18 protein-coding genes and 2 pseudogenes are annotated in these 26,362 nt (G+C 70.6%); 5 read left to right on the top strand and 15 right to left on the bottom strand.

All coding sequences use genetic code 11. The features are described 5' to 3' along the window. Window positions 1-141 precede the first annotated feature (141 nt). The 7 genes and pseudogenes from OHO27_RS27950 to hrcA all read right to left on the bottom strand — a co-directional run bounded on the left by OHO27_RS27950 (window position 142) and on the right by hrcA (window position 8,722). On the bottom strand, window positions 142-3,408 hold the full coding sequence (locus OHO27_RS27950) for a S41 family peptidase (RefSeq protein ID WP_328427715.1): 3,267 nt from the start codon (window positions 3,406-3,408) through the stop codon (window positions 142-144). 75 nt (window positions 3,409-3,483) lie between these two features. Further along, window positions 3,484-4,041 carry a hypothetical protein gene (locus OHO27_RS27945; protein WP_443059614.1) on the bottom strand — a complete coding sequence of 186 codons (558 nt, stop codon included), beginning with the start codon at window positions 4,039-4,041 and terminating at the stop codon, window positions 3,484-3,486. Window positions 4,042-4,129: 88 nt separating this feature from the next. Further along, window positions 4,130-4,522 carry a VOC family protein gene (locus OHO27_RS27940; protein WP_328427713.1) on the bottom strand — a complete coding sequence of 131 codons (393 nt, stop codon included), beginning with the start codon at window positions 4,520-4,522 and terminating at the stop codon, window positions 4,130-4,132. Between the two features lie 18 nt (window positions 4,523-4,540). Beyond that, window positions 4,541-5,296 (bottom strand): 16S rRNA (uracil(1498)-N(3))-methyltransferase, encoded by a 756-nt coding sequence (locus OHO27_RS27935; RefSeq protein WP_328427712.1) that lies wholly within the window; start codon window positions 5,294-5,296, stop codon window positions 4,541-4,543. Beyond that, a pseudogene (locus tag OHO27_RS27930) lies at window positions 5,293-6,376 on the bottom strand (nitronate monooxygenase). Before OHO27_RS27930 ends, OHO27_RS27935 begins: the two are co-directional and overlap by 4 nt. A gap of 192 nt (window positions 6,377-6,568) precedes the next feature. Then, the gene (gene dnaJ / locus OHO27_RS27925) at window positions 6,569-7,705 is read right to left on the bottom strand and encodes a molecular chaperone DnaJ (RefSeq protein ID WP_328427711.1); all 1,137 of its coding nucleotides are present in this window, start codon (window positions 7,703-7,705) and stop codon (window positions 6,569-6,571) included. Beyond that, the gene (gene hrcA, locus OHO27_RS27920; protein WP_328427710.1) at window positions 7,706-8,722 is read right to left on the bottom strand and encodes a heat-inducible transcriptional repressor HrcA; all 1,017 of its coding nucleotides are present in this window, start codon (window positions 8,720-8,722) and stop codon (window positions 7,706-7,708) included. A gap of 161 nt (window positions 8,723-8,883) precedes the next feature. Between hrcA and OHO27_RS27915 the strand changes: the two genes are divergently transcribed. After that, window positions 8,884-9,621: an MBL fold metallo-hydrolase gene (locus tag OHO27_RS27915; RefSeq protein WP_328427709.1), complete on the top strand. Its 738-nt coding sequence runs from the start codon at window positions 8,884-8,886 to the stop codon at window positions 9,619-9,621. Between the two features lie 42 nt (window positions 9,622-9,663). Then, window positions 9,664-10,479, top strand: coding sequence for a DUF3097 domain-containing protein (locus OHO27_RS27910; RefSeq protein WP_328427708.1), 816 nt, complete (start codon window positions 9,664-9,666; stop codon window positions 10,477-10,479). Here the strand turns inward: OHO27_RS27910 and OHO27_RS27905 are convergent. From OHO27_RS27905 to OHO27_RS27895, 3 genes are all read right to left on the bottom strand, one after another. Next, window positions 10,457-11,035 carry a Uma2 family endonuclease gene (locus OHO27_RS27905; protein WP_328427707.1) on the bottom strand — a complete coding sequence of 193 codons (579 nt, stop codon included), beginning with the start codon at window positions 11,033-11,035 and terminating at the stop codon, window positions 10,457-10,459. The genes OHO27_RS27910 and OHO27_RS27905 overlap by 23 nt on opposite strands. 100 nt (window positions 11,036-11,135) lie before the next feature. Beyond that, window positions 11,136-12,368: a radical SAM family heme chaperone HemW gene (hemW, locus tag OHO27_RS27900; protein ID WP_328427706.1), complete on the bottom strand. Its 1,233-nt coding sequence runs from the start codon at window positions 12,366-12,368 to the stop codon at window positions 11,136-11,138. A gap of 50 nt (window positions 12,369-12,418) precedes the next feature. Then, complete coding sequence (locus OHO27_RS27895) at window positions 12,419-14,362, bottom strand: ATP-binding SpoIIE family protein phosphatase (protein ID WP_328427705.1); 1,944 nt, start codon at window positions 14,360-14,362, stop codon at window positions 12,419-12,421. 192 nt (window positions 14,363-14,554) lie between these two features. Between OHO27_RS27895 and OHO27_RS27890 the strand changes: the two are divergent. Together OHO27_RS27890 and OHO27_RS27885 are read left to right on the top strand one after the other, a co-directional pair. Further along, a pseudogene (locus OHO27_RS27890) lies at window positions 14,555-18,609 on the top strand (HAMP domain-containing protein). A gap of 12 nt (window positions 18,610-18,621) precedes the next feature. Next, window positions 18,622-19,188, top strand: coding sequence for a response regulator (locus OHO27_RS27885; protein ID WP_328427704.1), 567 nt, complete (start codon window positions 18,622-18,624; stop codon window positions 19,186-19,188). 116 nt (window positions 19,189-19,304) lie between these two features. Here OHO27_RS27885 and OHO27_RS27880 read toward each other — a convergent pair whose 3' ends face one another. Together OHO27_RS27880 and lepA are read right to left on the bottom strand one after the other, a co-directional pair. Beyond that, entirely contained in the window at window positions 19,305-21,179 is a 1,875-nt protein-coding gene (locus OHO27_RS27880; RefSeq protein WP_328427703.1) for an AMP-dependent synthetase/ligase, read from the bottom strand. A gap of 242 nt (window positions 21,180-21,421) precedes the next feature. Continuing rightward, window positions 21,422-23,290, bottom strand: a complete 1,869-nt coding sequence (lepA, locus tag OHO27_RS27875) for a translation elongation factor 4 (protein WP_328427702.1) — start codon at window positions 23,288-23,290, stop codon at window positions 21,422-21,424. Window positions 23,291-23,510: 220 nt separating this feature from the next. Here lepA and rpsT point away from each other — a divergent pair, with 220 nt between their 5' ends. Then, window positions 23,511-23,777: a 30S ribosomal protein S20 gene (rpsT, locus tag OHO27_RS27870; RefSeq protein WP_328427701.1), complete on the top strand. Its 267-nt coding sequence runs from the start codon at window positions 23,511-23,513 to the stop codon at window positions 23,775-23,777. Between the two features lie 236 nt (window positions 23,778-24,013). Here rpsT and OHO27_RS27865 read toward each other — a convergent pair whose 3' ends face one another. The 3 genes from OHO27_RS27865 to OHO27_RS27855 all read right to left on the bottom strand — a co-directional run bounded on the left by OHO27_RS27865 (window position 24,014) and on the right by OHO27_RS27855 (window position 26,301). Next, the gene (locus tag OHO27_RS27865) at window positions 24,014-24,409 is read right to left on the bottom strand and encodes a nuclear transport factor 2 family protein (protein ID WP_328427700.1); all 396 of its coding nucleotides are present in this window, start codon (window positions 24,407-24,409) and stop codon (window positions 24,014-24,016) included. Window positions 24,410-24,694: 285 nt separating this feature from the next. Further along, a complete protein-coding gene (gene holA / locus OHO27_RS27860) occupies window positions 24,695-25,684 on the bottom strand; it encodes a DNA polymerase III subunit delta (protein WP_328427699.1) in 990 nt (329 codons plus the stop codon). 371 nt (window positions 25,685-26,055) lie between these two features. Beyond that, window positions 26,056-26,301 carry a hypothetical protein gene (locus OHO27_RS27855; protein WP_328427698.1) on the bottom strand — a complete coding sequence of 82 codons (246 nt, stop codon included), beginning with the start codon at window positions 26,299-26,301 and terminating at the stop codon, window positions 26,056-26,058. Window positions 26,302-26,362: the final 61 nt, after the last annotated feature.

The following is a 26,362-nucleotide window of genomic DNA, read 5'->3' as shown; positions in this document are numbered from 1 at the left end:
ACGCGATGGGCGGCCGGCCATGCCTGGTTGCCGATGCCGAGGAAGAGCGCCGCCGTCGCGAACAGCCGGACGTGCCGCCGACCCGCATCAGACCAGCAGAGCCGTCGACCCGCCTCAGACCAGCGGAGCCATCGGTCCGCCTCAGCTCGGCAGCGCCGGCGGTGTCTTCGCCGGCCGTTCCTCCAGCCCCGCCAGCGCGATCCGGATCGCCTCGTCCAGCTGGGCGTCCCGCCCCGCCGCCCAGTCCTGCGGGCGCTGGAGCACCTCCACGTCCGGGTCGACGCCGTGGTTCTCCACGTCCCAGCCGTAGCCCTCCAGCCAGATGGCGTACTTCGGCTGGGTGATGAGCGTGCCGTCGACCAGGCGGTAGCGGCTGTCGATCCCGATGACGCCGCCCCACGTCCGCGTGCCCACCACCGGGCCGAGCCCCAGCGCCTTGATGGCGGCGTTCACGATGTCCCCGTCGGAGCCGGAGAACTCGTTCGCCACCGCCACGACGGGTCCGCGCGGGGCGTCCGCGGGATAGCTGTACGGCCGCATCCCGCGCGGCAGTTCCCAGCCCACGATCCGCCGGGCCAGCTTCTCGACGACGAGCTGCGAGGTGTGCCCGCCGCCGTTCTCCCGCACGTCCACGACGAGCCCTTCGCGTGCCACCTCGACGCGCAGGTCACGGTGGATCTGAGCCCACCCGGGCGCCTGCATGTCCGGCACATGGAGGTAGCCCAGCCGGCCGCCGGACTTCTCGTGGACGTAACCCCGCCGGTCCGCCACCCAGGCGTGGTACCGCAGGGGCTGCTCGTCGGCGATCGGGACCACGACCGCATGCCGTACGTCTCCGCCCCCGGCCGGCGAGATCGTCAGCTCCACCGCCTTGCCCGCCGTGCCGACGAGCAGCGGGCCCGGCCCGGTCACCCGGTCCACCGGCGCGCCGGCCACCGCCACGATCGCGTCCCCGGCGCGCACGGCGACCCCGGGCGCGGCCAGCGGGGCCCGGGCGTCGGGGTCGGAGGTCTCCGAGGGCAGGATCCGGTCGATCCGCCAACTCCCGTCGGCGTGGCGGGAGATGTCTGCGCCGAGCAGTCCCTGCCGGGCCCCGCTGGCGTACCCGCCGCGCGGGGAGACGTAGGCGTGCGAGGTGCCCAGTTCGCCCTGCACCTCCCACAGCAGGTCCATCAGGTCGTCGTGGGTCGCCACCCGGTCGAGCAGCGGGCGGTAGCGGTCCAGCACCCCGGACCAGTCCACCCCGCTCATGTCCGGCCGCCAGAAGTGGTCGCGCATGATGCGGCCGGTCTCCTCGAACATCTGCCGCCATTCGGCCGACGGGTCGACCGTCTGCCGTACCCGGCTCAGGTCCACGGTGATGTTCGTGTCGCTGTCGTCGTCGCCGGAGGCCCGCCGGTCGCTCGGTACGACCTTCAGCCGTCCGTCGGTCCACAGCAGCACCCGCTTGCCGTCGCCGCTGACCTCGAAGTCGTCGGCGTCGTCGGCGAGATGCTCGACGCGCCGCTGGACGAGGTCGTAGCGCTCCAGCTCGGTCTTGGGCTCGGGGTCGTCCGGCGTGGCCCGGGAGGCACCCAGAGCGCCGCGCACGGGGTGCCGCAGCCACAGCACGCCGTCCTTGGCGGTCCGCAGAGTGGTGTAGCGGGCGGCCTCGACCGGGAACGGCACGATCCGGTCGGCGAGTCCTTCGAGGTCGATGCGGGTGGACGGGGTGCCCTCGCTGTCGGGTGTCTCGTCCTTGTCGGGCGCGTCGAAGGGGCGGCCGTGCCGCTGCGGACCGAAGGGGGACGGGGTGGTCGCGGCGAGGGTGATCAGGTGCGGGCGGGAGCCGACCACGAACGCGAGGTCGAAGACATGCTCGTCGTAGACCGGGTCGAAGGCCCGCGTCGACAGGAACGCCAGGTGCTTGCCGTCCTGCGTGAAGGCCGGCGCGTAGTCCTGGAAGCGCAGCGGGGTCGCCTCGGACACCGACAGGTCGGTGGTGTTGGCGAGCTTGAGCTGGGACAGCGGGCGCGGGCCGGGGTGCGACCAGGCGAGCCAGGCCGAGTCGGGCGAGAAGACCAGCCCGGAGACGTCCCCGTCCACGCTGCGGTCCACCTCGCGCACCTCGCCGGTCTCCCGCTCGACGAACAGCACGCGGCCGTCGTGCGCGGCGACCGCGGCCCGGCTCCCGTCGGGCGCCATGGCGAGTTCCAGGACGCGGCCCAGCTGCCCGGCGCCGAGCCTGCGCGGGGTGGCTCCGGGCGCGAGCCCGGTCGCGGGCGCGAACTCCAGCGCGTCGTCGCCCTCCGCGTCGGTCACCCACACCACCCACTCCTCGCCCTCCGCGCGGAAGGTGCGCGGCAGCCGGGCGCGTACCCCCGGCTCGGCGGCGAGCGCACGGGCGGGGCCGGAGCGGTGGGTGACCCAGTGCACGGCACCCCGCACGGAGACCGCGCTGCCGCGCGCGGTGTGGTCGGGCGCCGCCTCCCCGAACGCGCGGGCGGCGTTCAACGGGTACGTCTGCCGGTCGGTGCGCTGCCCGCCGAGCCGGATGTCGAGCCGGCGCGGCTCGGCGCCGTCGAGGTCGTCCAGGAGCCACAGTTCACCGGCCGAGGCGTACACGACGCGGGTGCCGTCGCTCGCGGCGTGCCGGGCGTAGAAGCCTCCCCCACTCTCGGCTTCGCTCGAGCGGGAGGCGCCCCCATCAGGGGTGTGCCGTCGCAGGTCGGACCCGTCGGCGAGGGAGGAGTACACGGCCCCCACGCCCTCGTGGTCGGAGAGAAAAGCGACCCTCTCTCCCACCCACATCGGGTACTCGATGTTCCCGTCCAGCTCCTCATGCAGCCGTACGAAGTCCCCGTCGCCCTCGGCCTCGATCCACAACTTCCCCGCCGTACCGCCCCGGTAGCGCTTCCACCGGGCCGCCTCCAGCCCCATGGGCGCGGACGCGAGCAGCAGCCGAGGCCCGTGGACGACGTCGGCGACGGGCCCGTACGGCAGGGTGGTGGCCGGTCCGCCGTCGAGCGGGACCGTGTGGGCCCAGGTGCGGCGGCTGCCCGCCTGGCCCTGGGTGCTGATCGCGAGGACCTGGCCGTCGGGGGTCCAGCCGCGCACCCGGGTCTGCCCGCTGCCCCAGTGGGTGAGGCGCCGGGAGGGGCCGCCGTCGACCGGCGCGATGTGCACCTCGGGGGCGCCGTCGCGGCTGGAGGTCCAGGCGACGGTCGTACCGTCGGGCGAGATGCGCGGCAGGGAGACCGGCACGTTGTCGGCACTGACCCGCCAGGCCCGGCCGCCGTCGAGAGGGGCGAGCCATACGTCGTCCTCGGCGATGAAGGCGACGAGGTCGCCGTGCAGATGCGGATACCGCAGATACGACGGCGCGGGGACGGGGGCCGAAGTCGGAGCAGGCGTCGCGGACTGTGTCACCCGATCACCCTAGGCAAGCGCGGCGCCCGCGAACAGGCCTTTGGATCACTTGGCCCAACTCCCGCCGGGAGACGGTCACTTGCCCTCCGGCCAGCAGTTCGGGTGCTGCTTGCAGTAGACGGTCTTGGTGACGGTCACCGTGACCGTGGGGCCGGGCTGCTGTCCGCCCCCGGACGGGTTGACGGGCGAGGGCGTGGCGTCGCACTTGCCCAGCCCGTTCACGTGGAACCACTCCTTGCCGTCGATCTTGGCGACGAGGTCCCCGCGCACACAGGAACCGCTGACGGCCCGGGTGATCCGGCCGGTGACGACGATGTCCTTGCCGTCCTTGGTCTCACCCTCGCAGTCGACCTTGACGACGGTGTTCTCACTGGCGGTCGGCGAGCTGCCGTTGCCCCTGTCGTCGTACGAGCCCGTGCAGTTGAGCCACTGCACGTCGGCCTTCTGCCGCTGCAGCTCCTCGGTCACGGTCTGATCGGTCGTGAACGCCACGGTCGCCGAGCTCAGCCCACCCGGATCACACCCGACCACCGAGCCGACGGCGACGACCGCGAGCCCCGCCACGGCAGCCACCCGCGCACGACGCCCCGCACGCCGGTCGACGCGAGACCAAACCCTCCTGAATGCCCCCATGGGACGGCAGCCTGCCACTGTCCCGGCCGCCGCGGTAGAGCGCATACGGCCACTCCCGGCTCGCCCAGTTCACGGCGGGGCGGGCTCCTCAGGTGCGCAGCAGCAGCCACTCCTGAAGTTCCACCAGGTTCCCCTCAGGGTCCTTGAGGTGGGCGACGCGCATGCGGTCGGTCAGCGGGGTGGGGTCGTGGAGGAGGGTCGCGCCGCGTTCGGTGATCTGTGTGCAGTAGGCGTCCAGATCGTCGACGCGCAGGACCACCAGTGAGCGATGTCCCCTGGCCTCGTCGCCGAGTTCGCCCAGGACCCCGGCCATCATCGCCCGGTCCTGGAGGGCGATGCCCGCCGAACCGGTGGCGGGGCTGAACTTCTCGTAGGGCCCGTTCGTCGCGCCCGACTGCGGCTTGAGGCCGAGGACATCGGCGTAGAAGCGGTAGCAGGCGGCGAAGTCGCCGACCAGGAGCCTTACTTGGGCGAGTTCCACGGCGGACGTCCCTCCTGGTCAGGCCCAGCGGCCGGTGCGGCCGAGGAGCAGTGCCGTCGCCGCGGTCCCGGCGGTGGAGGTGCGCAGGACGGTACGGCCCAGACGGTACGCCTTCGCGCCCGCCTCCTCGAAGAGGGCGAGTTCCTCGGGGGCCACGCCGCCCTCGGGGCCGACGACGAGCACGATCTCGCCCTCGGCGGGCAGTTCGGCCGTCGCGAGCGGCTCACTGCCGTAGTCGCGCTCCTCGTGCAGTACGGCGGCGAAGTCGGCGTCGGCGAGCAGCGCCGCGACCTGCTTGGTCGTGGCCGCCTCCGCGATCTCCGGGAAGCGCACCCGGCGCGACTGCTTGCCGGCCTCGCGGGCGGTGGCCCGCCACTTGCCGAGGGCCTTGGCCCCCCGCTCGCCCTTCCACTGCGTGATGCACCGGGCAGCCGCCCACGGCACGATCGCGTCGACGCCGGTCTCGGTCATGGTCTCGACGGCCAGTTCACCGCGGTCGCCCTTGGGGAGGGCCTGGACGACGGTGATACGAGGCTGTGCCACCGGCTCCTCGGCCACCGCACCCACGCCCACGACCAGCCGGTCCTTGCCCTCGGCCGCCTTGACGACACCCGCGGCCCAGCGCCCGAGCCCGTCGGTGAGGACGACCTCCTCGCCGACCCGCAGCCGCTTCACCGAGACGGCGTGCCGCCCCTCGGGACCGTCGAGCACGTACTCGCCGCCGGACAGGTGGCCCCGCTCCAGCGACTCGACTACGAACACCGGCGCCGTCATCCGACCGCACCCCCGTTGGGCGCCGCCGACAACGCTGTCACAGCGGCGGCCAGCTCGGCGGCCAGCACCTCCACCAGCTGCCCGGCGGGCAGGTCGCGTGCCATACGGTGCCCCTGTCCCGCCCACAGGGCCATGCCCTGCGCGTCACCGGACGCGGCGGCCTTCTTGCGCAGGGGAGGTCAGGTGGTGGACCTCGGGGTAGGCGGCGGGGGCGTACGGCCCGTGCTCGCGCATGAAGCGGTTGACCAGGCCGCGGGCGGGCCGGCCGGAGAACGCGCGCGTCAACTCGGTCCGTACGAACAGGGGGTTGGTCAGCGCCTGCTTGTGCAGGGCGTTGGCGCCGGACTCCTGGGTGGCGAGGAAGGCGGTGCCGAGCTGGGCGGCACTGGCCCCGGCCGCGAGGACGGCGGCGATCTGGCTGCCGCGCATGATGCCGCCCGCGGCGACGATGGGCAGGCTCACGGTCTCGCGGACCTGCGCGAGGAGGGAGAGCAGCCCGATGCCCGACCGGTCCGTCTCCGGGTTGTCGCGATGCGTCCCCTGGTGCCCGCCGGCCTCCACCCCCTGCACGATCACGGCGTCGGCACCGGCCTGCTGCACGGCGAGGGCCTCGTCCGTGGTGGTGACGGTGACGAGGGTGAAGGTTCCGGCGCGGCGCAGGGACTCCAGCGCATCGGGCTTCGGCACCCCGAAGTGGAACGAGACGACCGGCACCGGGTTGTCGAGCAGCACGGCCAGCTTTGCGTCGTACCCGTCGTCCCGCCCGCTGTCCGGGTCCCCCAGCTCGGTCTCGTACCAGGCGGCCTCACCGGCGAGCTGATGCGCGTAGACCTCCACGGCCGCGGCGTCGGCATACTCGGGCTGCGGCATGAACAGGTTGACCCCGAAGGGTCGGCCCGTCAGCCCCCGCAGCTGCTTGATCTCCTGGTACATCCCGTCGGCGGTCTTGTACCCGGCGGCGAGAAACCCCAGCCCACCGGCCTCGGACACGGCAGCCGCGAGCTGCGGCACGGAGACGCCGCCCGCCATGGGGGCCTGCACGATCGGATAGGGGAAGAGATCGGTCAGCGCGGAGGACATGACGGCATGTTGTCACGTCCTCCGAACAAGTCCGAATCGGCCCTGGGCCGTGCGATGCAGGGGACTGCCCGACCGGACTCAGCGCCCGTTGAACGCATCCTTCAACCGCGAGAACAACCCCTGCTGCCCCGGCTGACTGTGCCTGCCCGGGGGCCAACCCCCGGACCCCCGGCAGCACCTCGCAAACTCGCGTCAGCGCCCGTTGAACGCATCCTTCAACCGCGAGAACAACCCCTGCTGACCCGGCTGGAACTGCCCCGTCGGCCGCTCCTCGCCGCGCAGCTTGGCCAGCTCACGCAGCAATCGCTCCTGCTCGGGGTCCAGCTTGGTCGGCGTGGTGACCTCGACGTGGACGATGAGGTCGCCGCGCCCGCCGCCCCGCAGATGCGTCACACCGCGTCCGTGCAGCGGAATCGACTGACCGGACTGGGTGCCGGGCCGGATGTCGACCTCCTCCACGCCGTCGAGGGTCTCCAGCGGCACCTTCGTGCCGAGGGACGCCGCGGTCATCGGGATCGTCACCGTGCAGTGCAGGTCGTCGCCGCGCCGCTGGAAGGTCGAGTGCGGCAGCTCGTGGATCTCGACGTACAGGTCACCGGCGGGACCGCCACCGGGGCCGACCTCGCCCTCGCCGGCGAGCTGGATCCGGGTGCCGTTGTCGACACCGGCGGGGATCTTGACCGTGAGGGTCCGGCGGGACCGTACGCGCCCGTCGCCCGCGCACTCGGGGCACGGCGTGGGAACCACGGTCCCGAACCCCTGACACTGCGGGCAGGGCCGGGAGGTCATGACCTGGCCCAGGAAGGACCGCGTCACCTGCGACACCTCACCGCGACCGCGGCACATGTCACACGTCTGGGCGGAGGTGCCGGGGGCAGCCCCCTCACCGTTGCAGGTGTTGCAGACGACGGCCGTGTCGACCTGGATGTCCTTCGTCGTGCCGAAGGCCGCCTCGTCGAGCTCGATCTCCAGCCGGATCATCGCGTCCTGGCCCCGGCGGGTGCGCGAACGCGGGCCGCGCTGGGACGCCGTACCGAAGAAGGCGTCCATGATGTCCGAGAAGTTCCCGAAGCCGCCCGCACCGAAGCCGCCCGCTCCCGCGCCGCCCGCCTGGGACAGCGGGTCGCCGCCGAGGTCGTAGACCTGCTTCTTCTGCGGGTCCGACAACACCTCGTAAGCGGCGTTGATCTCCTTGAACCGCTCCTGGGTCTTCGGGTCCGGATTGACGTCCGGGTGCAGCTCGCGTGCGAGCCGCCGGAAGGCCTTCTTGATCTCTTCCTGCGACGCGTCGCGACGCACGCCGAGAACGGCGTAGTAGTCCGTGGCCACTTACGACTCCGCCAGGATCTGTCCGACGTACCGTGCCACTGCGCGTACCGCTCCCATCGTTCCCGGGTAATCCATGCGGGTCGGTCCGACCACGCCGAGCTTGGCAACTGCCTCGCCGCCCGAACCGTAGCCGACCGACACGACAGACGTGGAGTTGAGTCCCTCATAGGCGTTCTCGTGACCGATGCGTACGGTCATGCCCGAATCCCCTGCCTCGCCAAGGAGTTTGAGGAGCACGACATGCTCCTCGAGGGCCTCCAGGACGGGCCGGATGGTGAGGGGGAAGTCATGTCCGAAGCGGGTGAGATTGGCGGTGCCGCCGATCATCAGCCGCTCTTCGTTCTCCTCGACGAGTGTCTCCAGAAGGGTGGAGAGCACGGCCGAGACGGTGCCGCGGTCCTCTGTGTCGAAGCCCTCGGGGAGGTCCTCGACGAGCGTCGGCACATCGGTGAAGCGCCGCCCCGCGACCCGGCTGTTGAGCCGCGCGCGCAGATCCGCGAGCGAGGCCTCGCCGAACGGCGCGGGACAGTCGATCATCCGCTGTTCGACCCGCCCGGTGTCCGTGATCAGCACGAGCATCACACGCGCGGGCGCGAGCGAGAGCAGCTCCACATGCCGGACGGTGGACCGGGTCAGGGACGGGTACTGCACCACGGCGACCTGCCGCGTGAGCTGCGCGAGCAGCCGCACGGTGCGCGCCACGACGTCGTCGAGGTCGACGGCGCCGTCGAGGAAGTTCTGGATGGCGCGCCGCTCCGGCGGGGTCATCGGCTTGACGCCGGCGAGCTTGTCGACGAACAGCCGGTAACCCTTGTCGGTCGGGATGCGCCCCGCGCTGGTGTGCGGCTGGGCGATGAATCCCTCGTCCTCCAGGGCAGCCATGTCGTTGCGGACGGTCGCCGGGGAGACCCCGAGGTTGTGCCGCTCGGTCAGCGCCTTCGACCCGACCGGCTCCTCGGTCCCGACATAGTCCTGGACGATGGCGCGCAACACCTGAAGCCTGCGTTCATTCAGCAACCGCGCACACCTCCAGAAGTCGCTCCTTGACATCTCGCCTGGCACTCTGCGCTGGTGAGTGCCAACCGTCCCCGGCCAGTGTACGGCGGTGGGGTACGCCCCGGGCAAGGCCGGTCCCGCACCACCATGCCCGACGGTGGTGTCTTGGTTAGCGTCGCCGTATGACGGTGACTTGGGAAGAGCTCGGGTGGGAACGGCTGGCGACCGGGGTGGGCAGGTGCCGGCTCCCGAGCTGGGACTGCACGGCGGGGCTGGTCTTGGGCCGGGACACGGCGCTCGTGATCGACGCCGGGTCAAGCCTCGGGGAAGGTGTGCGGTTGCGTACGCAGGCACAGTGGCTCGCGGGTCACCGTGTGACTCATCTCGCGCTCACCCATCCCCACTTCGATCATGTCTTCGGGGCTGCGGCGTTCGCGGGGGCGGAGGTGTACGGCCCGGTGGGCATGGACACGGTGTTCGCGCACGAGCGTGCGGAACTGCGCTCGGACGCCGTGGGCAACGGCCTGGACCCGGACGCCGCCGACGAGGCGCTGGACGCCCTGGTCCGCCCCCGCCATCAGGTGAGCGGCGAGTGGACCCTCGACCTGGAGGGCGGCCGCCAGGTCCTGCTCGCGAACGTGGGCCCGGCCCACACGGCCCACGATCTGGTCGTGCTGGTGCCGGGCGCGGCCTCCGGTGATCGGGAGGTCGTCTTCTGCGGCGACCTGGTGGAGGAGTCCGGCGAACCCCAGGCGGGCCCCGACGCCGTACCGTCGCACTGGCCTGCCGCCCTGGACCGCCTGTTGGACCTGGGCGGCGAGGACGCGCTGTACGTGCCCGGTCACGGAGCGGTGGTGGACGCGGAGTTCGTACGACGCCAGCGCGACGCCTTGGCGGCCCGTTTCGGCGTGTCGCCCTGATCCGCGAGACGTACCCGCGGGGCTTCTCCTATCGTCATCCGAATGCGCCAGTACTCCCCGGACCTGACCCCGCCCTGGAAGAAGCCCAAGCCCGCCCCCGAGGTACCGGCGGACCCGGGCCTGGTCGTGGAGGAGCCGGGCACGGGTTTCTGCGGCGCGGTGATCCGCTGCGAGGCGGGCACGGTGACGCTGGAGGACCGCTTCGGCAAGCACCGGGTGTTCCCGCTGGAGCCGCGGGGGTTCCTGCTGGAGGGCAAGGTGGTGACGCTCGTACGCCCGTCGTCCTCGGCTCCCGCACGTCCCAGCCGTACGGCGTCCGGTTCGGTCGCCGTCCCCGGCGCACGCGCACGCGTGGCCCGCGCCGGCCGTATCTACGTGGAGGGCCGCCACGACGCCGAGCTGGTCGAGAAGGTCTGGGGCGACGACCTGCGCATCGAGGGCGTGGTCGTGGAGTACCTGGAGGGCGTCGACGACCTGCCGTCCATCGTGACCGAATTCGCTCCGGGCCCGGACGCCCGCCTCGGCGTCCTGGTGGACCACCTGGTCCCCGGCACGAAGGAGTGGCGCATCGCCGAGTCGGTGACCAGCGAACACGCCCTGGTCGTCGGCCACCCGTACATCGACATCTGGGAGGCGGTGAAGCCGTCGGCCCTGGGCATCGAGTCCTGGCCACGCGTCCCGCACGGGCAGGACTGGAAGACGGGGGTGTGCCGGGCACTGGGGTGGCCGTCGGAGAACACCGGGGCGGTGTGGCAGGCGATCCTGAAGCGGGTGGGGTCCTACAAGGACCTGGAGCCGGAGTTGCTGGGGCGGGTGGAGGAGCTGATCGACTTCGTTACGGCAGCCGGTGACGCCTGACCCCGGTGAGGGTTCCGAACTCGCTCGTGTCCAGCTCCACACCGATCACTTCGAGTGGCACGGGGTCACCGAACTTCGTAATCCACTGCCCGCGATAGTCGGCTTGATCTCCATCGCCGATGGGGTCGGTGAGCAGAACACAGTGCGCCATGATCGGGTCGATGATCAGGTAGGCGGGGATCTTGCCGGCCGCGTAAATGGAACGCTTGAGCCCGTAATCCCGGTCAACACTCGTCTTCGAAACCACCTCGACCACCAAGGTGACCAGCTGGGACGGCACGAGGTTGCCTGAGGCTGGGGCCACACCGCGTTCCAGCACCACCAGGTCTGGAATGGGCTCGCTGGCCTCTTCGAAGATGTCCAGGTCCGTGGTCTGGAGTCGTTCCCAGGGCTTGCGCGGGATCTGGTCCTGCACGTCCACCACGATCCGGTTGTGCACCAGATCGGGAGCGGCCATCATCACGATTTCCCCCCGGAGGAGCTCGACCTTGACGCCCTCGGGAGGCTCAAGCTCCTCGAAGTACTTGGTCATCCCACGCTCGTCCACAGCGGTCATCTCCGTGGCCCTCCACATCCGCCGCGTCCTGTTAGCGGCAGCCTACGAATCAGGTTAGGGACCGAACCGACGTTCCGCATCGATTCACTCGCCCGAGTGATCAGTCCACCAAATCCCTGACCACCGCATCCGCCAACAACCGCCCCCGAAGCGTCAGCACCGCCCGCCCCTCCTCGTACGGACCGGTCTGCAAGAGCCCTTCTGCGAGGGCTCGGCGCGAGGCAGCGAGCCCTCGCTCCCGCAGCAGCTCCAGCGGCACCCCCTCCAGCAGCCGCAGCTCCAGCAGGATCCGTTCGACCCTGCGGTCCTCCTCGGACAGCAGCTCGCGCCCGGCCCCCGGCGACCGCCCCGCCGCCAGGGCCGCCGCGTACGCGCCCGGATGCTTCACGTTCCACCAGCGGACGCCGCCCACGTGCGAGTGGGCGCCCGGACCCGCGCCCCACCAGTCGGCGCCCCGCCAGTACAGCTCGTTGTGCAGGCAGCGGCCCGCCTGTGAGGTCGCCCAGTTGGAGACCTCGTACCAGTCGAAGCCCGCCTCCGACAGCACCGACTCCGCGATCAGGTACCGGTCCGCGTGGACGTCGTCGTCCGTCATCGGGACCTCGCCCCGGCGGATGCGGCGGGCCAGTTGCGTGCCCTCCTCGACGATCAGCGCGTAGGCGGACACGTGGTCCGGACCGGCGCCGATCGCCGCCTCCAGCGAGGCCCGCCAGTCGTCGTCCGACTCGCCCGGTGTGCCGTAGATCAGATCCAGGTTGACATGCTCGAAGCCCGCCGCGCGGGCCTCCGCCACGCACGCCTCGGGGCGGCCCGGGGTGTGGGTGCGGTCCAGGACCTTCAGCACGTGCTGCTTCGCGCTCTGCATGCCGAAGGAGAGCCGGTTGAAGCCGCCCTCGCGCAGGGTGGCCAGATATGCCGGGTCCACCGACTCCGGGTTCGCCTCCGTCGTGATCTCCGCGTCCGGTGCCAGCCCGAACTCGTCGCGGATCGCCCCCAGCATCCGTACGAGATCGTCGGCGGCCAGCAGCGTGGGCGTACCGCCGCCGACGAAGACCGTGCGGACCTCGCGCGGGTCGTCGCCGAGGACCTTGCGGGCCAGGCGGATCTCGTCGACGAGGGTCTCGGCGTAGTTGTCGCGGGACGCCAGCACTCCGCCCGTGCCGCGCAGCTCGGTCGCCGTGTAGGTGTTGAAGTCGCAGTAGCCGCAGCGGGTCGCGCAGTACGGGACGTGCAGGTAGAAGCCGAGGGGGCGGTCGGCGGCCCCGGCGAGGGCGGACGCGGGGAGCGTGCCGTCGTCGGGGACGGGCTCGCCGTCGGGGAGTGCGGAAGGCATGGGTTCTATTGTCCAGCACGCGCGCGTGCCCGCCGGAACCGAGCGAACCGCTACTCGGCCTGGAGCACCAGCAACGCCAGATCGTCCTCCGGCGGACGGCCGCTGAACTCGTGCACGAGCCTGCGGATCCGCTCCGCGATCAGCTCGGCGTTCAGCCCCGCGCACCCGGCGAGCGCGGTCGCGAGGCCGTCGCCGTCGTCGAACTGGCGGGTGCCGCTGCGCCGCTCCGTCACCCCGTCGGTCACGCACAGCAGGGTGTCCCCGGAGCGCAGCTCGAAGGTCTCGCTGGTGTACGTGGCGTCCTCGACGACCCCGAGGAGGGTCTGCGGATGCGCGGCGGTGTAGACCTCGCCGCCGGCGCCCAGCAGCAGCGGCAGCGGGTGTCCGGCGGAGGCGAGGGTGCAGCGGATGCCGCCGTCGAAGGGGGTGAGTTCGCCGTAGAGGAGGGACAGGAAGCGGGTCTGCGGGCCGTCGCCGGGCGCCGGCGGGACCGGGCCGACGAGGGCGCGCGCGGCGGCGTCGGCGGCCTCCGTGGCGTCGTCGAGGAGGAGCTGGTTGAGGCGGTCGAGGACGTCGGCGACCCGGTAGCCCTCCCGGGCGAGGAGCCGCAGCCAGGGGCGCGCGATGCCGATCACCACGGCCGCCTCGGGGCCCTTGCCCTGGACGTCCCCGATGGCGAAGCACCAGCGGCCGTCGCCGGCCGGGAACAGGTCGTAGAAGTCACCGCTCGGGCCGCCCTTGTCGCACGGCTCGTACACCAGCGCGCTGGCCACGCCGGGGATCTCCGCGACGGCGCCGGGCAGCAGTCCGCGCTGCAGGACCCGACTGATGGTGACCTGCCGGGCGTACTGGCGGGCCGCGCCGATGGCCAGGGCCACCCGGCGGCTGAGGTCCTCGACGAGCCCGGTGACCTCGTCGGGGAAGCGCATGAGGTCGGCTCGCCCGATGACCAGCGTGCCCAGTGGGCGGCCCCCGGCGATCAGGCGGTAGGCGAGCGCCGTGCCGCGCATCCCGCGCGCGCCGAGCGCCGCACCGGGCCAGGGGTAGGCGACCGGGCCGGTGCGGTGGTCGTCGGCCGGGAGCGGCGGCTCCTTCTCCAGGGCCTGGCGCAGCTCCTCGATAACGTTCTCGGAGCCGTGCCAGACGCGGGCCAGCCGAGGCCCGTGCCCGGCCGCGCCGTCCGCCGCCCAGCCCGCCCCGCCCCCCGGCTCACCCGATCGTGGGTATCCCCAGCGCCCGGCGACCTCGTCCTCCAGCCACACCGCGCACCAGTCCGCCAGCCGCGGCACGATCAGCTGGCCGGCGAGCGCGGCGACCAGGTTCTCGTCGAGCTGCCCGGCGAGCAGGTCGGAGGCCTCGGCGAGGAAGGACAGGGCACCGCGGTTGAGCCAGTCCCTCTCCCGCTCGGCACGCTGGGGTTCGGGGGCAAGGATCTCGGCGACACGCAGCCCGCGCTCCAGCGCGCGCTCCTCGGCGTAGGCCTCGATGTCGTCCTTGGCCGCCACGGGGTCCTCGGCGGGCAGCCGTGCCCACACGGTCTTGGCGCCGGTGCGATAGGTGACGCCCCAGGACTCGGCGAGCCGGGACACCAGCCGCAGGCCGCGCCCGTACTCCGGTGTCTCGTACGGCGCCTCCACCTCGCCGTCGCGCGGGGCGCGCGAGGGGTGGTGGTCCAGGACCTCGACGACGAGGGCGCCGGTGTCCTCCAGCCGGCAGGTGAGCTCCAGATCGGTGCCGGCGTGCACGACGGCGTTGGTGACCAGCTCGCTGACGGCCACGACGGCGTCGTCGACGAGGCGGGCGCTGAGGTGCTCGGTGCCGGGGAGCCCGGAGGCGGCCCATTCGGTGAGGGCGTTGCGCACGAGGGTGCGGGCGGAGCCCGGGGAGATCGGACTGCCGGGGAGGATGGCGCGGGTTTCCGCGCCCACGCTCCCGGGCGCAGGCGCATCAGAGGCACGGGAAACGGTCTCCCGTTGCGCCGGAATGGCCCCCATCTACAGCTCCCCGAACGGTTCGGACGAATACGCCTCAGTCGACGCCGACAGAGTGACAGACTGGCCACGCCCATAAGCACCGAGTTACCGAAGTGGGCCGCCATGAGTGATGACCGTGCTACGCGTGTGCTCGAAGACGGACAGAAAGACGGTCAGATTCGAGCATCGGAACTGCGCCCGCTGCTCGCCGCGATGACCGCGGCGAGGGACGGCGACTTCCGGAGGCTGCCGGAGACCGGTGAGGAGTGGTGGCCGAGCTGACGGCGGTCTTCAACCAGATCATGGACCGGAGCACGCACTTCAACCGTGAAGTGCAGCGGGTCAAACGGGAGTTGGTCCGGCACGGCAGGCTCGACGAGCGGCTCTCGGCGAGCCCGGGCCCCGGTGACTGGACGACCCGCGTCAACGACGTCAACCAGGTGCTCGACGCCCTCGTCGCCCCGGCGGCGAACGCGACGCGCGTACTCGACGCGGTGGCCGGCGGTGACCTGACCCAGCGTGTCGATCTGCACGACGGCAGCCGCCAGTTACGCGGCGACCTGCGCCGCCTGGGCCGCGCCGTGAACAAGATGGTCGACCAGCTCTCCCTGTTCACCGGCGAGGTCACCCGCGTGGCCCGCGAGGTCGGCACCGAGGGCCGACTCGGCGGGCGGGCCAAGGTGCAGGGACTGTCGGGAAGTTGGCGGGATGTGACCGAGGCCGTCAACACGATGGCGTCCCGGCTGACGGCGCAGGTGCGTGACATCGCGCTGGTGACCACGGCGGTGGCCCGCGGCGACCTGACCCGCACGGTCACCGTCGAGGCGACCGGCGAGCTGCTCGAACTCAAGCTGACCGTCAACACGATGGTCGACCAGCTCTCCGCCTTCGCCGACGAGGTGACGAGGGTCGCCCGTGAGGTGGGTACGGAAGGGCAGCTGGGCGGCCGGGCCCAGGTACGCGGCGTCAGCGGCGTATGGAAGGACCTCACCGACAACGTCAACTTCATGGCGTCGAACCTGACCTCCCAGGTCCGCAACATCGCCCAGGTCACCACCGCCGTCGCCAACGGCGACCTGAGCCAGAAGATCACCGTCGACGCCCAGGGCGAGATCCTCGAGCTCAAGTCGACCATCAACACGATGGTCGACCAGCTCTCCGCCTTCGCCGACGAGGTCACCCGCGTCGCCCGCGAGGTCGGCACCGAAGGAAACCTCGGCGGCCGGGCCCAGGTACGCGGCGTCAGCGGCGTGTGGAAAGACCTCACCGACAACGTCAACTTCATGGCGGACAACCTGACCTCCCAGGTCCGCAACATCGCCCTGGTCTCCACCGCGGTCGCCCAGGGCGACCTGGGCAAGAAGATCACGGTGGAGGCGAAGGGCGAGATCCTCGAACTCAAGTCGACCATCAACACGATGGTCGACCAGCTCTCCGCCTTCGCCGACGAGGTCACCCGCGTCGCCCGCGAGGTCGGCACCGAAGGAAACCTCGGCGGTCAGGCCCAGGTACGCGGCGTCAGCGGCGTATGGAAAGACCTCACCGACAACGTCAACTTCATGGCGCTGAACCTGACCTCGCAGGTCCGCAACATCGCGCAGGTGACGACCGCCGTCGCCAACGGCGACCTGTCCAAGAAGATCACCGTCGACGCCCGCGGCGAGATCCTCGAACTCAAGGACACCGTCAACACGATGGTGCAGCAGCTGCGCGCCTTCGCCGACGAGGTCACCCGCGTGGCCCGCGAGGTCGGCACCGATGGCCGGCTCGGCGGCCGGGCGCAGGTGCTGGGCGTCTCCGGCGTCTGGCGGGACCTGACCGACAACGTCAACTACATGGCCGACAACCTCACCTCACAGGTGCGCAACATCGCGCAGGTGACGACCGCCGTCGCCAACGGCGACCTCTCCAAGAAGATCGACGTGGACGCGCGCGGCGAGATCCTGGAGCTGAAGACCGCCATCAACACGATGGTCGACACCCTCTCCTCCTTCTCCTCCGAGGTGACCCGCGTGGCCCGCGAGGTGGGCTCCGAGGGCCAGCTCGGCGGCCAGGCCCGGGTGGAGGGCGTGTACGGCACCTGGAAGCGCCTGACGACGAACGTGAACGAGCTGGCGTCGAACCTGACCACCCAGGTCCGCGCGATCGCCGAGGTCGCCTCCGCGGTGGCCCAGGGCGACATGTCCCGCTCGATCACGGTCGAGACCCGCGGCGAGGTCACGGAGCTGAAGGACAACATCAACCTGATGGTGGCCAACCTGCGCGAGACGACCCGCGCCAAGGACTGGCTGGAGTCCAACCTGGCCCGCCTGGCCGCCCTGATGCAGGGCCACCGCGACCTGATGGAGGTCGCCGACCTGCTGCTGCGCGAGCTGACGCCGCTGGTGAACGCCCAGTACGGCGCGTTCTTCCTGGCCGACCCGGACGAGGAGAGCGCCGCGCTGCGCACCACGGTTCCCACGAAGGGACTGGCCTTCATCGCCGGATACGGCTCGGCCCAGGGCACGACCATCGAGACCGGCGGCCTCCCGGTGCACGGCCTGGTCCGGCAGGCGGCGCGCGAGAAGAAGCGGATCCTCGTCGAGGAGGCCCCGCCGGACTACATCAAGATCAACAGCGGGCTCGGCGAGGCGGCTCCCAGCAGCGTCGTCATCATCCCGATCCTCTTCGAGGACAAGCTGCTCGGGGTGATCGAGCTGGCGTCCTTCTCCCGCTTCTCCGACGTGCACCTGGCGTTCTTCGACCAGTTCGTGAACACCATTGCCGTCGCGATCAACACGATCATCGCCAACTCCCGTACGGAGTCCCTGCTCGGCGAGTCCCAGCGCCTGGCCATGCAGCTCCAGGAACGCTCGGACGAACTCCAGATGCAGCAGGCGGAGCTGCAGCGCTCGAACGCCGAACTGGAGGAGAAAGCGGCGCTCCTGGCGACTTCGTCGCAGTACAAGTCGGAGTTCCTGGCGAACATGTCCCACGAGCTGCGGACACCTCTGAACTCGCTGCTGATCCTGGCGAGGCTGCTCTCCGACAACCCGGACGGCCATCTCTCCGACCAGGAGGTCCAGTTCGCGACGACGATCCACCGCTCCGGCTCGGACCTGCTCCAGCTGATCAACGACATCCTTGACCTGTCGAAGATCGAGGCCGGCCGGATGGACGTACGCCCGAAGAGGCTGCCGCTCATCAAGCTGCTGGACTATGTCCACGCCACCTTCCGCCCGCTCACCCTGGACCGGGGGCTCGCCTTCGAGGTGGCGGTCGGCGAGGACGTACCGCGCGAGATGTACTCGGACGAGCAGCGCCTCCAGCAGATCCTGCGCAACCTCCTCTCCAACGCCATCAAGTTCACCGCCTCGGGCAAGGTCGAGCTGCGCGTGAACCGGGTGAAGGACCCCGACCACCACTACGTCCTGGAGGGCGACGAGGTGATCGCGTTCTCGGTGTCCGACACCGGCATCGGCATCGCGTCGGAGAAACTCCCGGTGATCTTCGAGGCGTTCCAGCAGGCCGACGGCACGACCAACCGCAAGTACGGCGGCACCGGCCTCGGCCTGTCCATCAGCCGCGAGATCGCCGGCCTGCTGGGCGGCCGTATCGTCGCCGAGAGCGAGCCCGGCAGGGGCTCCACGTTCACCCTGTACGTCCCGGTCGTCAGCCCGGGTCACTCCGCCACCGGCCCGGTGCCCGAGGACCGCCCACTGCCGGTGCCGGAGCAGCTGTCCGCCGAGACGTTCTTCTCGACCGCCCACGACGCGGACGATTCCTGGCCGACGCCGACCAAGCTGGAGGCCTGGCAGACGGGCCGGGCGGGGCAGATCCTGCCCGGGCGGCGGGTGCTGATAGTGGACGACGACATCCGCAACGTCTTCGCGCTCACCCATGTCCTGGGCCGGGTCGGCATGCCGGTCCTGTACGCGGAGAACGGCCGCGAGGGCATCGAGACACTGGAGCGCAACCCGGACGTCGAACTCGTCCTGATGGACATCATGATGCCGGAGATGGACGGATACGAGACGATCTCCGCCATCCGTCGCACTCCGCGCTGGACGGACCTGCCCATCGTCGCCCTCACCGCGAAGGCCATGCCCGGCGACCGGGAGAAGTCCATCGCGCGGGGCGCCAACGACTACGTACCGAAGCCGGTGGACGTGGATCAGCTGCTGACCGTCGTCTGCGACCTCCTGGACCCCGAGGCCGCGGACAACTCCGTAGTACCGGAACCGAGCGCTTCCGAAGGGGAAGAGGTTCCGCCGACCATCACCGAGTGAGGCCACTTCATCATGAGCGCTGAGGCAACGACCGACGAGCGTGCCGGCATCCTCCTGGTCGACGACATGGAGGACAACCTGATCGCGCTGGAGGCCGTACTGGGGTCCCTCAACGAGCCGCTCGTCCGCGCGCGTTCGGGCGAGGAGGCGATGAAGGCGCTGCTGCGGCAACGCTTCGCCCTGGTGCTGCTCGATGTCCGCATGCCGGGCATGGACGGCTTCGAGACCGCCACCAACATCAAACGACTCGACCAGACCAAGGACGTCCCGATCATCTTCCTGACCGGCGCGGAGGACGACCCGGGCTACGCCTTCCGCGGCTACGCGACAGGCGCGGCGGACTATCTGACCAAGCCGTTCGACCCTTGGGTGCTACGCGCGAAGGTGTCGGTGTTCCTGGACCTGTACCGCAAGAACAGGCAGTTGGAGCGTCTGCTGAGCCGAGAGCACGTCCACAGCCGAGAGCTGAGTACCCAGTTGGAGGCTTTGGAGGACCAGCTCGCCGAGGGCACGCCCCTGAACCTGACGGACCTACGCGCCAGGGTCCACGAGATACGTCGGCTGGTCGGAAAGGGGTGACCTTGCCGACCTGAAGGGGCGCGGGGCTGTATCGACCAGCGGCTGCGCCGCGGGGCGCGAGCAACCACAGACCACCCGCGGCCGCCGGCGCTCCCCGCCACCCCTCCGCGACCGCGCTACGCCTCGCGCGTACCCGCGTACATCTCCTCGATCAGAGCCTTGTACTCCCGCTCGACAACCGGCCGCTTCAGCTTCAGGCTCGGCGTGATCTCCCCGTGCTCCACATCGAGATCCCGCGGCAGCAGCCGGAACTTCTTGATCGTCTGCCACTTCTGCAGCCCGGCGTTGAGCTGCCGCACATACTCGTCGACCATCTCGACGGTGGCCGGCGCGGCGACGATCTCCGCGTACGACTTGCCGCCGAGCCCGTTCTCCTCGGCCCACGCCACGATCGCGACCTCGTCCAGCGCGATCAGCGCCGTGCAGAAGTTCCGGTCGGCGCCGTGCACCAGGATGTTGGAGACGTACGGGCACACCGCCTTGAACTGCCCCTCGACCTCGGCGGGCGCGATGTACTTGCCGCCCGAGGTCTTGATCAGGTCCTTCTTGCGGTCGGTGATGCGCAGGTACCCGTCCGGGGACAGCTCCCCGATGTCACCGGTGTGGAACCAGCCGTCGGACTCCAGCACCTCGGCGGTCTTCTCCGGCAGCCCGTGGTAGCCCTCCATGATGCCGGGGCCGCGCAGCAGGATCTCCCCGTCGTCGGCGATGCGCACCTCCGTGCCGGGCAGCGGCTTGCCGACCGTGCCGGTGCGGTAGGCCTCACCCGGGTTCACGAAGGACGCGGCCGAGGACTCCGTGAGGCCGTAGCCCTCCAGGATGTGGATGCCGGCGCCGGCGAAGAAGAAGCCGATCTCCGGGGCGAGGGCGGCGCTGCCGGAGACGCACGCGCGCAGGTTGCCGCCGAAGGCCTCGCGGATCTTGGCGTAGACGAGCGTGTCGGCGACCTTGTGCTTGGCGGCGAGTCCGAAGGGCGCGGAGTGGGTGCCGGTGCGCCGGAAGTTGTCCTGGGTGACCTTGGCGTACTCACGGGAGACCTCGGCGGCCCACTGGAAGATCTTGTACTTGGCGCCGCCGCCCGCGCGGGCCTTGGCGGCGACCCCGTTGTAGACCTTCTCGAAGATGCGGGGCACGGCCGCCATGTACGTCGGCTGCACGACCGGCAGATTCTCGATGATCTTGTCGACACGGCCGTCGACGGCGGTGACGTGACCGACCTCGATCTGGCCGGAGGTGAGCACCTTGCCGAAGACGTGCGCGAGCGGCAGCCACAGGTACTGCACGTCCTCCGCGCCGACCAGGCCGGTCGCGGCGATCGCCTTCGCCATGTACGACCAGTTGTCGTGCGGCAGCCGTACGCCCTTGGGTCGGCCGGTGGTGCCGGAGGTGTAGATCAGGGTGGCCAGCTGGTCCTTGGTGATCGCACCGACCCGCTGCTTGATCAGCTCGGGGTCCTTCTCCAGCCGGGCCGCACCGCGGGCCTCCAGCTCGGCGAGGCTGAGCACCCAGTCACCGGTCTCGACGCCCTCCGCGTCCACGGCGATGACATGCGTGAGGTTCGGCAGCTCGGCGCGCTTCTCCAGCGCCTTGGCCACCTGGGCCGCGTCCTCGGCGATGAGCACCCGGCTCTCGGAGTCGGCGAGGATGAACGCCGACTCCTCGGCGTTGGTCTGCGGATAGATCGTGGTGGTGGCCGCGCCGGCGCACATGATGCCCAGGTCGGCGAGGATCCACTCGATCCGGGTCGAGGAGGCGAGGGCCACGCGCTGCTCGGGCTGGAGGCCCAGCTCGATGAGCCCGGCAGCGATGGCGTAGACCCGTTCGGCGGCCTGCGCCCAGCTCAGCGACTTCCACTCGTCCGCGCCCTGCCCCACGGCCGACGGCACGGGATAGCGGTACGCCTCGGCGTCCGGCGTGGCTGTCACGCGCTCCAGGAAGAGGGTCGCCACGCTCGGCGGACGGTTCTCGATCAGTGTCTGTGTGTCGCTCACGACATCCTCCGGGGGACCCGCGACTGTGCGGCTGACGTGCGGCTGGTTCCACTCGCGTTGTTTAACTCGCGAGTAACTATCGAGCAGGCATCAGGGTAAAGGCCGAGAGCCCACTGCGTAAGGGCCTGCGCCCTGTCACTTCCTCCAGACGGTCACACGGCGCGCACAAAGGGGCCCGTCGCGCTTTCGTACGACGGACCCCCGATGCGGCGATTTGCCGGGCCACCTGGTGCTACCTGCGGTTACTTCTTGGCCTTGCCCGAACCCGCGCTGTCATCACTGCTCAGTACGGCGATGAAGGCCTCCTGCGGAACCTCCACGGAACCCACCATCTTCATCCGCTTCTTGCCTTCCTTCTGCTTCTCCAGCAGCTTGCGCTTACGGGAGATGTCGCCCCCGTAGCACTTGGCGAGGACGTCCTTGCGGATGGCGCGGATGGTCTCGCGGGCGATCACCCGGGAGCCGATGGCGGCCTGGATCGGCACCTCGAAGGCCTGCCGCGGGATGAGCTCGCGCAGCTTGGCGACGAGCCGCACACCGTACGCGTACGCCGCGTCCTTGTGCGTGATCGCGGAGAAGGCGTCGACCTTGTCGCCGTGCAGCAGGATGTCGACCTTGACCAGGCTGGAGGTCTGCTCGCCGGTGGGCTCGTAGTCCAGCGAGGCGTACCCACGCGTCTTCGACTTCAGCTGGTCGAAGAAGTCGAAGACGATCTCGGCGAGGGGAAGCGTGTAGCGGATCTCGACCCGGTCCTCGGAGAGGTAGTCCATGCCGAGGAGGGTGCCGCGCCGGGTCTGGCACAGCTCCATGATCGAGCCGATGAACTCGGTCGGCGCGAGGATCGTGGCGCGTACGACCGGCTCGTACACCTCGTTGATCTTGCCCTCGGGGAACTCGCTCGGGTTGGTGACGGTGTGCTCGGTGCCGTCCTCCATGTCCACCCGGTAGACCACGTTGGGCGCGGTGGCGATCAGGTCGAGCCCGAACTCGCGCTCCAGCCGCTCCCGGATCACGTCGAGGTGCAGGAGTCCCAGGAAGCCGACGCGGAAGCCGAAGCCGAGGGCCGCGGAGGTCTCCGGCTCGTAGACGAGCGCGGCGTCGTTGAGCTGGAGCTTGTCGAGGGCCTCGCGCAGCTCCGGGTAGTCGGAGCCGTCCAGCGGATACAGACCGGAGAAGACCATCGGCTTCGGGTCCTTGTATCCGCCGAGAGCCTGCTCGGCGCCCTTGTGCTGGCTGGTGACGGTGTCACCGACCTTGGACTGGCGGACGTCCTTCACACCGGTGATGAGATAGCCCACCTCGCCGACACCGAGGCCGTCGGCCGCCAGCATCTCCGGCGAGTTCGTCCCGATCTCCAGCAGCTCGTGCGTGGCGCCGGTGGACATCATCCGGATCCGCTCGCGCTTGTTGAGCTGGCCGTCGATGACACGGACGTACGTCACGACACCGCGGTAGGAGTCATACACCGAGTCGAAGATCATCGCGCGGGCGGGAGCGTCCTTGACGCCGACCGGGGCGGGAACCTCGCGGACGACCCTGTCGAGCAGGGCATCGACGCCCAGGCCCGTCTTGGCGGACACCCTGAGCACGTCGCCCGGCTCGCAGCCGACCAGGTTGGCGAGCTCCTCGGCGAACTTCTCGGGCTGCGCGGCCGGCAGGTCGATCTTGTTCAGCACGGGGATGATCGTGAGGTCGTTCTCCATCGCCAGGTAGAGGTTGGCGAGGGTCTGGGCCTCGATGCCCTGGGCGGCGTCGACGAGGAGGACGGTGCCCTCGCAGGCGGCGAGCGACCGCGAGACCTCGTAGGTGAAGTCGACGTGCCCCGGGGTGTCGATCATGTTGAGGATGTGCGTGTTGCCGGAATCGTGGGTCGGAGCCCACGGCAGCCGCACCGCCTGGGACTTGATCGTGATTCCGCGCTCACGCTCGATGTCCATCCGGTCGAGGTACTGAGCACGCATCTGCCGCTGCTCGACCACACCGGTCAGCTGGAGCATCCGGTCGGCGAGCGTGGACTTGCCGTGGTCGATGTGCGCGATGATGCAGAAGTTGCGGATCAGTGCCGGGTCGGTACGGCTCGGCTCGGGCACATTGTTAGGGGTCGCGGGCACGCAGGGTCCTGTCTCTTGAGGCGCCTTATGCCTCGGGTCGGATCTATACGTAGGTTCCATGGTCCCATGGGCGGCGACCGGCGACCGTTTTGGGCCGTCGGCCGGGCCACTGGTAGCCTGGGTGGCTGTGTCTCATGCCCTCTCAGCACGAGGCACACTCCAGAAAATCACCGGGACGGGTCCCGCGCGGCCCCGTGCCAGAACCTGAAAAGGCTCATCAGTGGCGAACATCAAGTCCCAGATCAAGCGGATCAAGACCAACGAGAAGGCTCGGCTGCGCAACAAGGCCGTCAAGTCCTCCCTGAAGACCGCGATCCGCAAGGCCCGTGAGGCCGCTGCCGCGGGTGACACCGAGAAGGCCACCGAGTACCAGCGCGCTGCCGCGCGTCAGCTCGACAAGGCCGTCGCCAAGGGCGTCATCCACAAGAACCAGGCCGCCAACAAGAAGTCGGCGCTTGCTTCGAAGGTCGGCGCCATCAAGGGCTGACACTTGATTTGATCGCCGGAGGGACTCGAGCGGGCCCTCTCTCATCCGCTCCCGTCCGGCACTCCGAGCCTGTACGCGGCCTGCGTTCGCCACGCGGGTACGGGCTCAGCAGCTTGAACCGAAGGCCCCGGCCTCCGTCCTTCCCCAGGACGGCGGCCGGGGCCTTCGGTATGCCCTGCTCCTTGGGCCTTGCGCCTTGGGCCCTGCTCCTTGGGCCCTGCCCCTCGGGGCGGCTGTCACGACCAGAAGTCGTTCACCCGGTCCATGTCCGCGACGCACTCGTCGAGATCGCTGACCTTGTCCCCCACGATGCGGAAGACGATGGCCCCATCTTCGTCGAGGCGCTTGCCCTGCCGCTCCGCCGTGAAGTGGTGTACGGCGACCGCGTGCCCCCGGCCGTCGACGAGTACGGTGCGCGGCTCGACCCTCATCGACCCGGCGGTCTCCTCGTAGAGCCGGCCGTACATCTCGATGATCGCGTCCTGGCCCTTGAAGTCACCTGACAACGGGTGGCTGCCGGGCACGTGGTGCGTGCAGTCCGATGTCATCAGCCCGCGAAGGGCGTCCATGTCACCGCTCGCGAAGGCTTCGTAGCCCTTGCGGACGAGAGTTGCGTGCGGATGCTCAGCCATGTCTGATCGCCACCTTCCGTGTCCGGCGATGTACGGCCGATACGCCCGATTCTCCTCTCCTCCCCCAGGGCTGTCGTTTGGATCAGGTCGGCTGGGAGGCACTGCGCCTTTCAGCCGACCCGAGCGGGGTCTGATGCGTGCAGCTGCAAGGCGGAGGAGGGCGGCGACGCGATGGGGGTCCCCCCGCTCGAGCGAAGTCGAGAGTGGGGAGTCGACAACCGACGACAACGCGACAGATGCGCATGCCAGACCCCGCTCGGGTCGGCATGATCCGAACAACAGGCGCTAGCCCCGCCCTCTGGACCGAGCGGCCCGCGCGATCGTCACGACCGCCTTCTCCAAGGCGTACTCCGGGTCGTCCCCGCCGCCCTTCACACCGGCGTCCGCCTCGGCCACCGCGCGCAACGCCAGCGCGACTCCATCGGGCGTCCACCCCCGCATCTGCTGGCGCACACGGTCGATCTTCCAGGGCGGCATCCCGAGCTCACGCGCCAGGTCGGCGGGCCGGCCGCCCCGGGCCGAGGACAGCTTCCCGATGGCCCTGACGCCCTGGGCGAGCGCACTGGTGATCAGCACGGGCGCCACGCCGGTCGCCAGCGACCAGCGCAGCGCCTCGAGCGCCTCCGCGGCCCGCCCCTCGACCGCCCGGTCGGCGACGGTGAAGCTCGACGCCTCGGCCCGGCCTGTGTAGTACCGCCCCACCACCGCCTCGTCGATGGTCCCCTCGACATCGGCGACCAGCTGACTCACCGCTGACGCCAGCTCCCGCAGATCACTGCCGATGGCATCGACGAGCGCCTGGCAGGCCTCGGGCGTCGCGGACCGCCCGGTCGCCCGGAACTCCTGCCTGACGAACGCCAGCCGGTCCGCCGGCTTGGTCATCTTCGGACACGCCACCTCCCGCGCCCCCACCTTGCGCGCGGCGTCGAGCAGCTTCTTGCCCTTGGCCTGCCCGGCGTGCAGCAGCACCAGGGTGATCTCCTCGGCCGGCGCGCTCAGATACGCCGTCACGTCCTTGATCGTGTCGGCCGACAGATCCTGCGCATTGCGCACGACCACGACCTTGCGCTCCGCGAACAGCGACGGACTGGTCAGCTCCGCCAACGTGCCCGGCTGCAACTGCTCCGAAGTCAGGTCCCGCACATCCGTATCGGCATCAGCGGCCCGAGCGGCAACCACCACCTCCCGCACGGCACGATCCAGCAGCAGCTCCTCCTGGCCCACGGCGAGGGTCACGGGGGAGAGAAGGTCGTCACTTGCAGATTTCCTGGCCATCGCGACAAGGATGGCACGGGCCACTGACAGTGAGCGCCGATCGGGACTGTCGGGGACAGGGGGCCGGTCAGCGGTGGGGTGGGGCCGGGGCAGGAAGCGGATCAGGCCGGGGGCACGGTGCCGGTCAGGCCGGGGACAGGGTGCCGGTCAGGCCGGGGGCTGGCCAGGCCGGGGGCAGGGTGCCGGTCGGGCCGGGGACAGCGGGCCGGTCAGGCCGGGGACAGCGGGCCGGTCAGGCCGGGGACAGCGGGGCCGGTCAGGCCGGGGACAGCGGGCCGGTCAGGCCGGGGACAGCGGGGCCGGTCAGGCCGGGGACAGCGGGCCGGTCAGGCCGGGGACAGCGGGCCGGTCAGGCCGGTCACTCCGTCCGGCTACGGCTCCTCCCGCCACCCGTCCCACTCCCCCACGAACTCATCCAGCTCACCCGGATCGAGCCGCCCCGCCTCGTCCCGCAGCACCAGCAGCCACTGCGCGTCCTCGGCATCATCCTCCCCGGCCAGCGCATCCCGCACCAGCCGCGGCTCCTCCTCGATTCCGAACCGCTCCCCGAGCGCCCCCGCGACCTCCTCCGCCGCGTCACGATCGGGCAGCACCAGCACATGTCTCACATCGCTCACGGAGCAATTCTCGGACACCGACAGGAGACGACCGTGCGCCGGGTCCGCGCGCCCGCCCAGC

Source organism: Streptomyces sp. NBC_00443, assembly GCF_036014175.1.
In the GTDB taxonomy this organism is placed as follows: domain Bacteria; phylum Actinomycetota; class Actinomycetes; order Streptomycetales; family Streptomycetaceae; genus Streptomyces.
The sequence above is the reverse complement of the archived record's forward strand: the minus strand, read 5'-3'. Positions and strand labels throughout refer to the sequence as shown.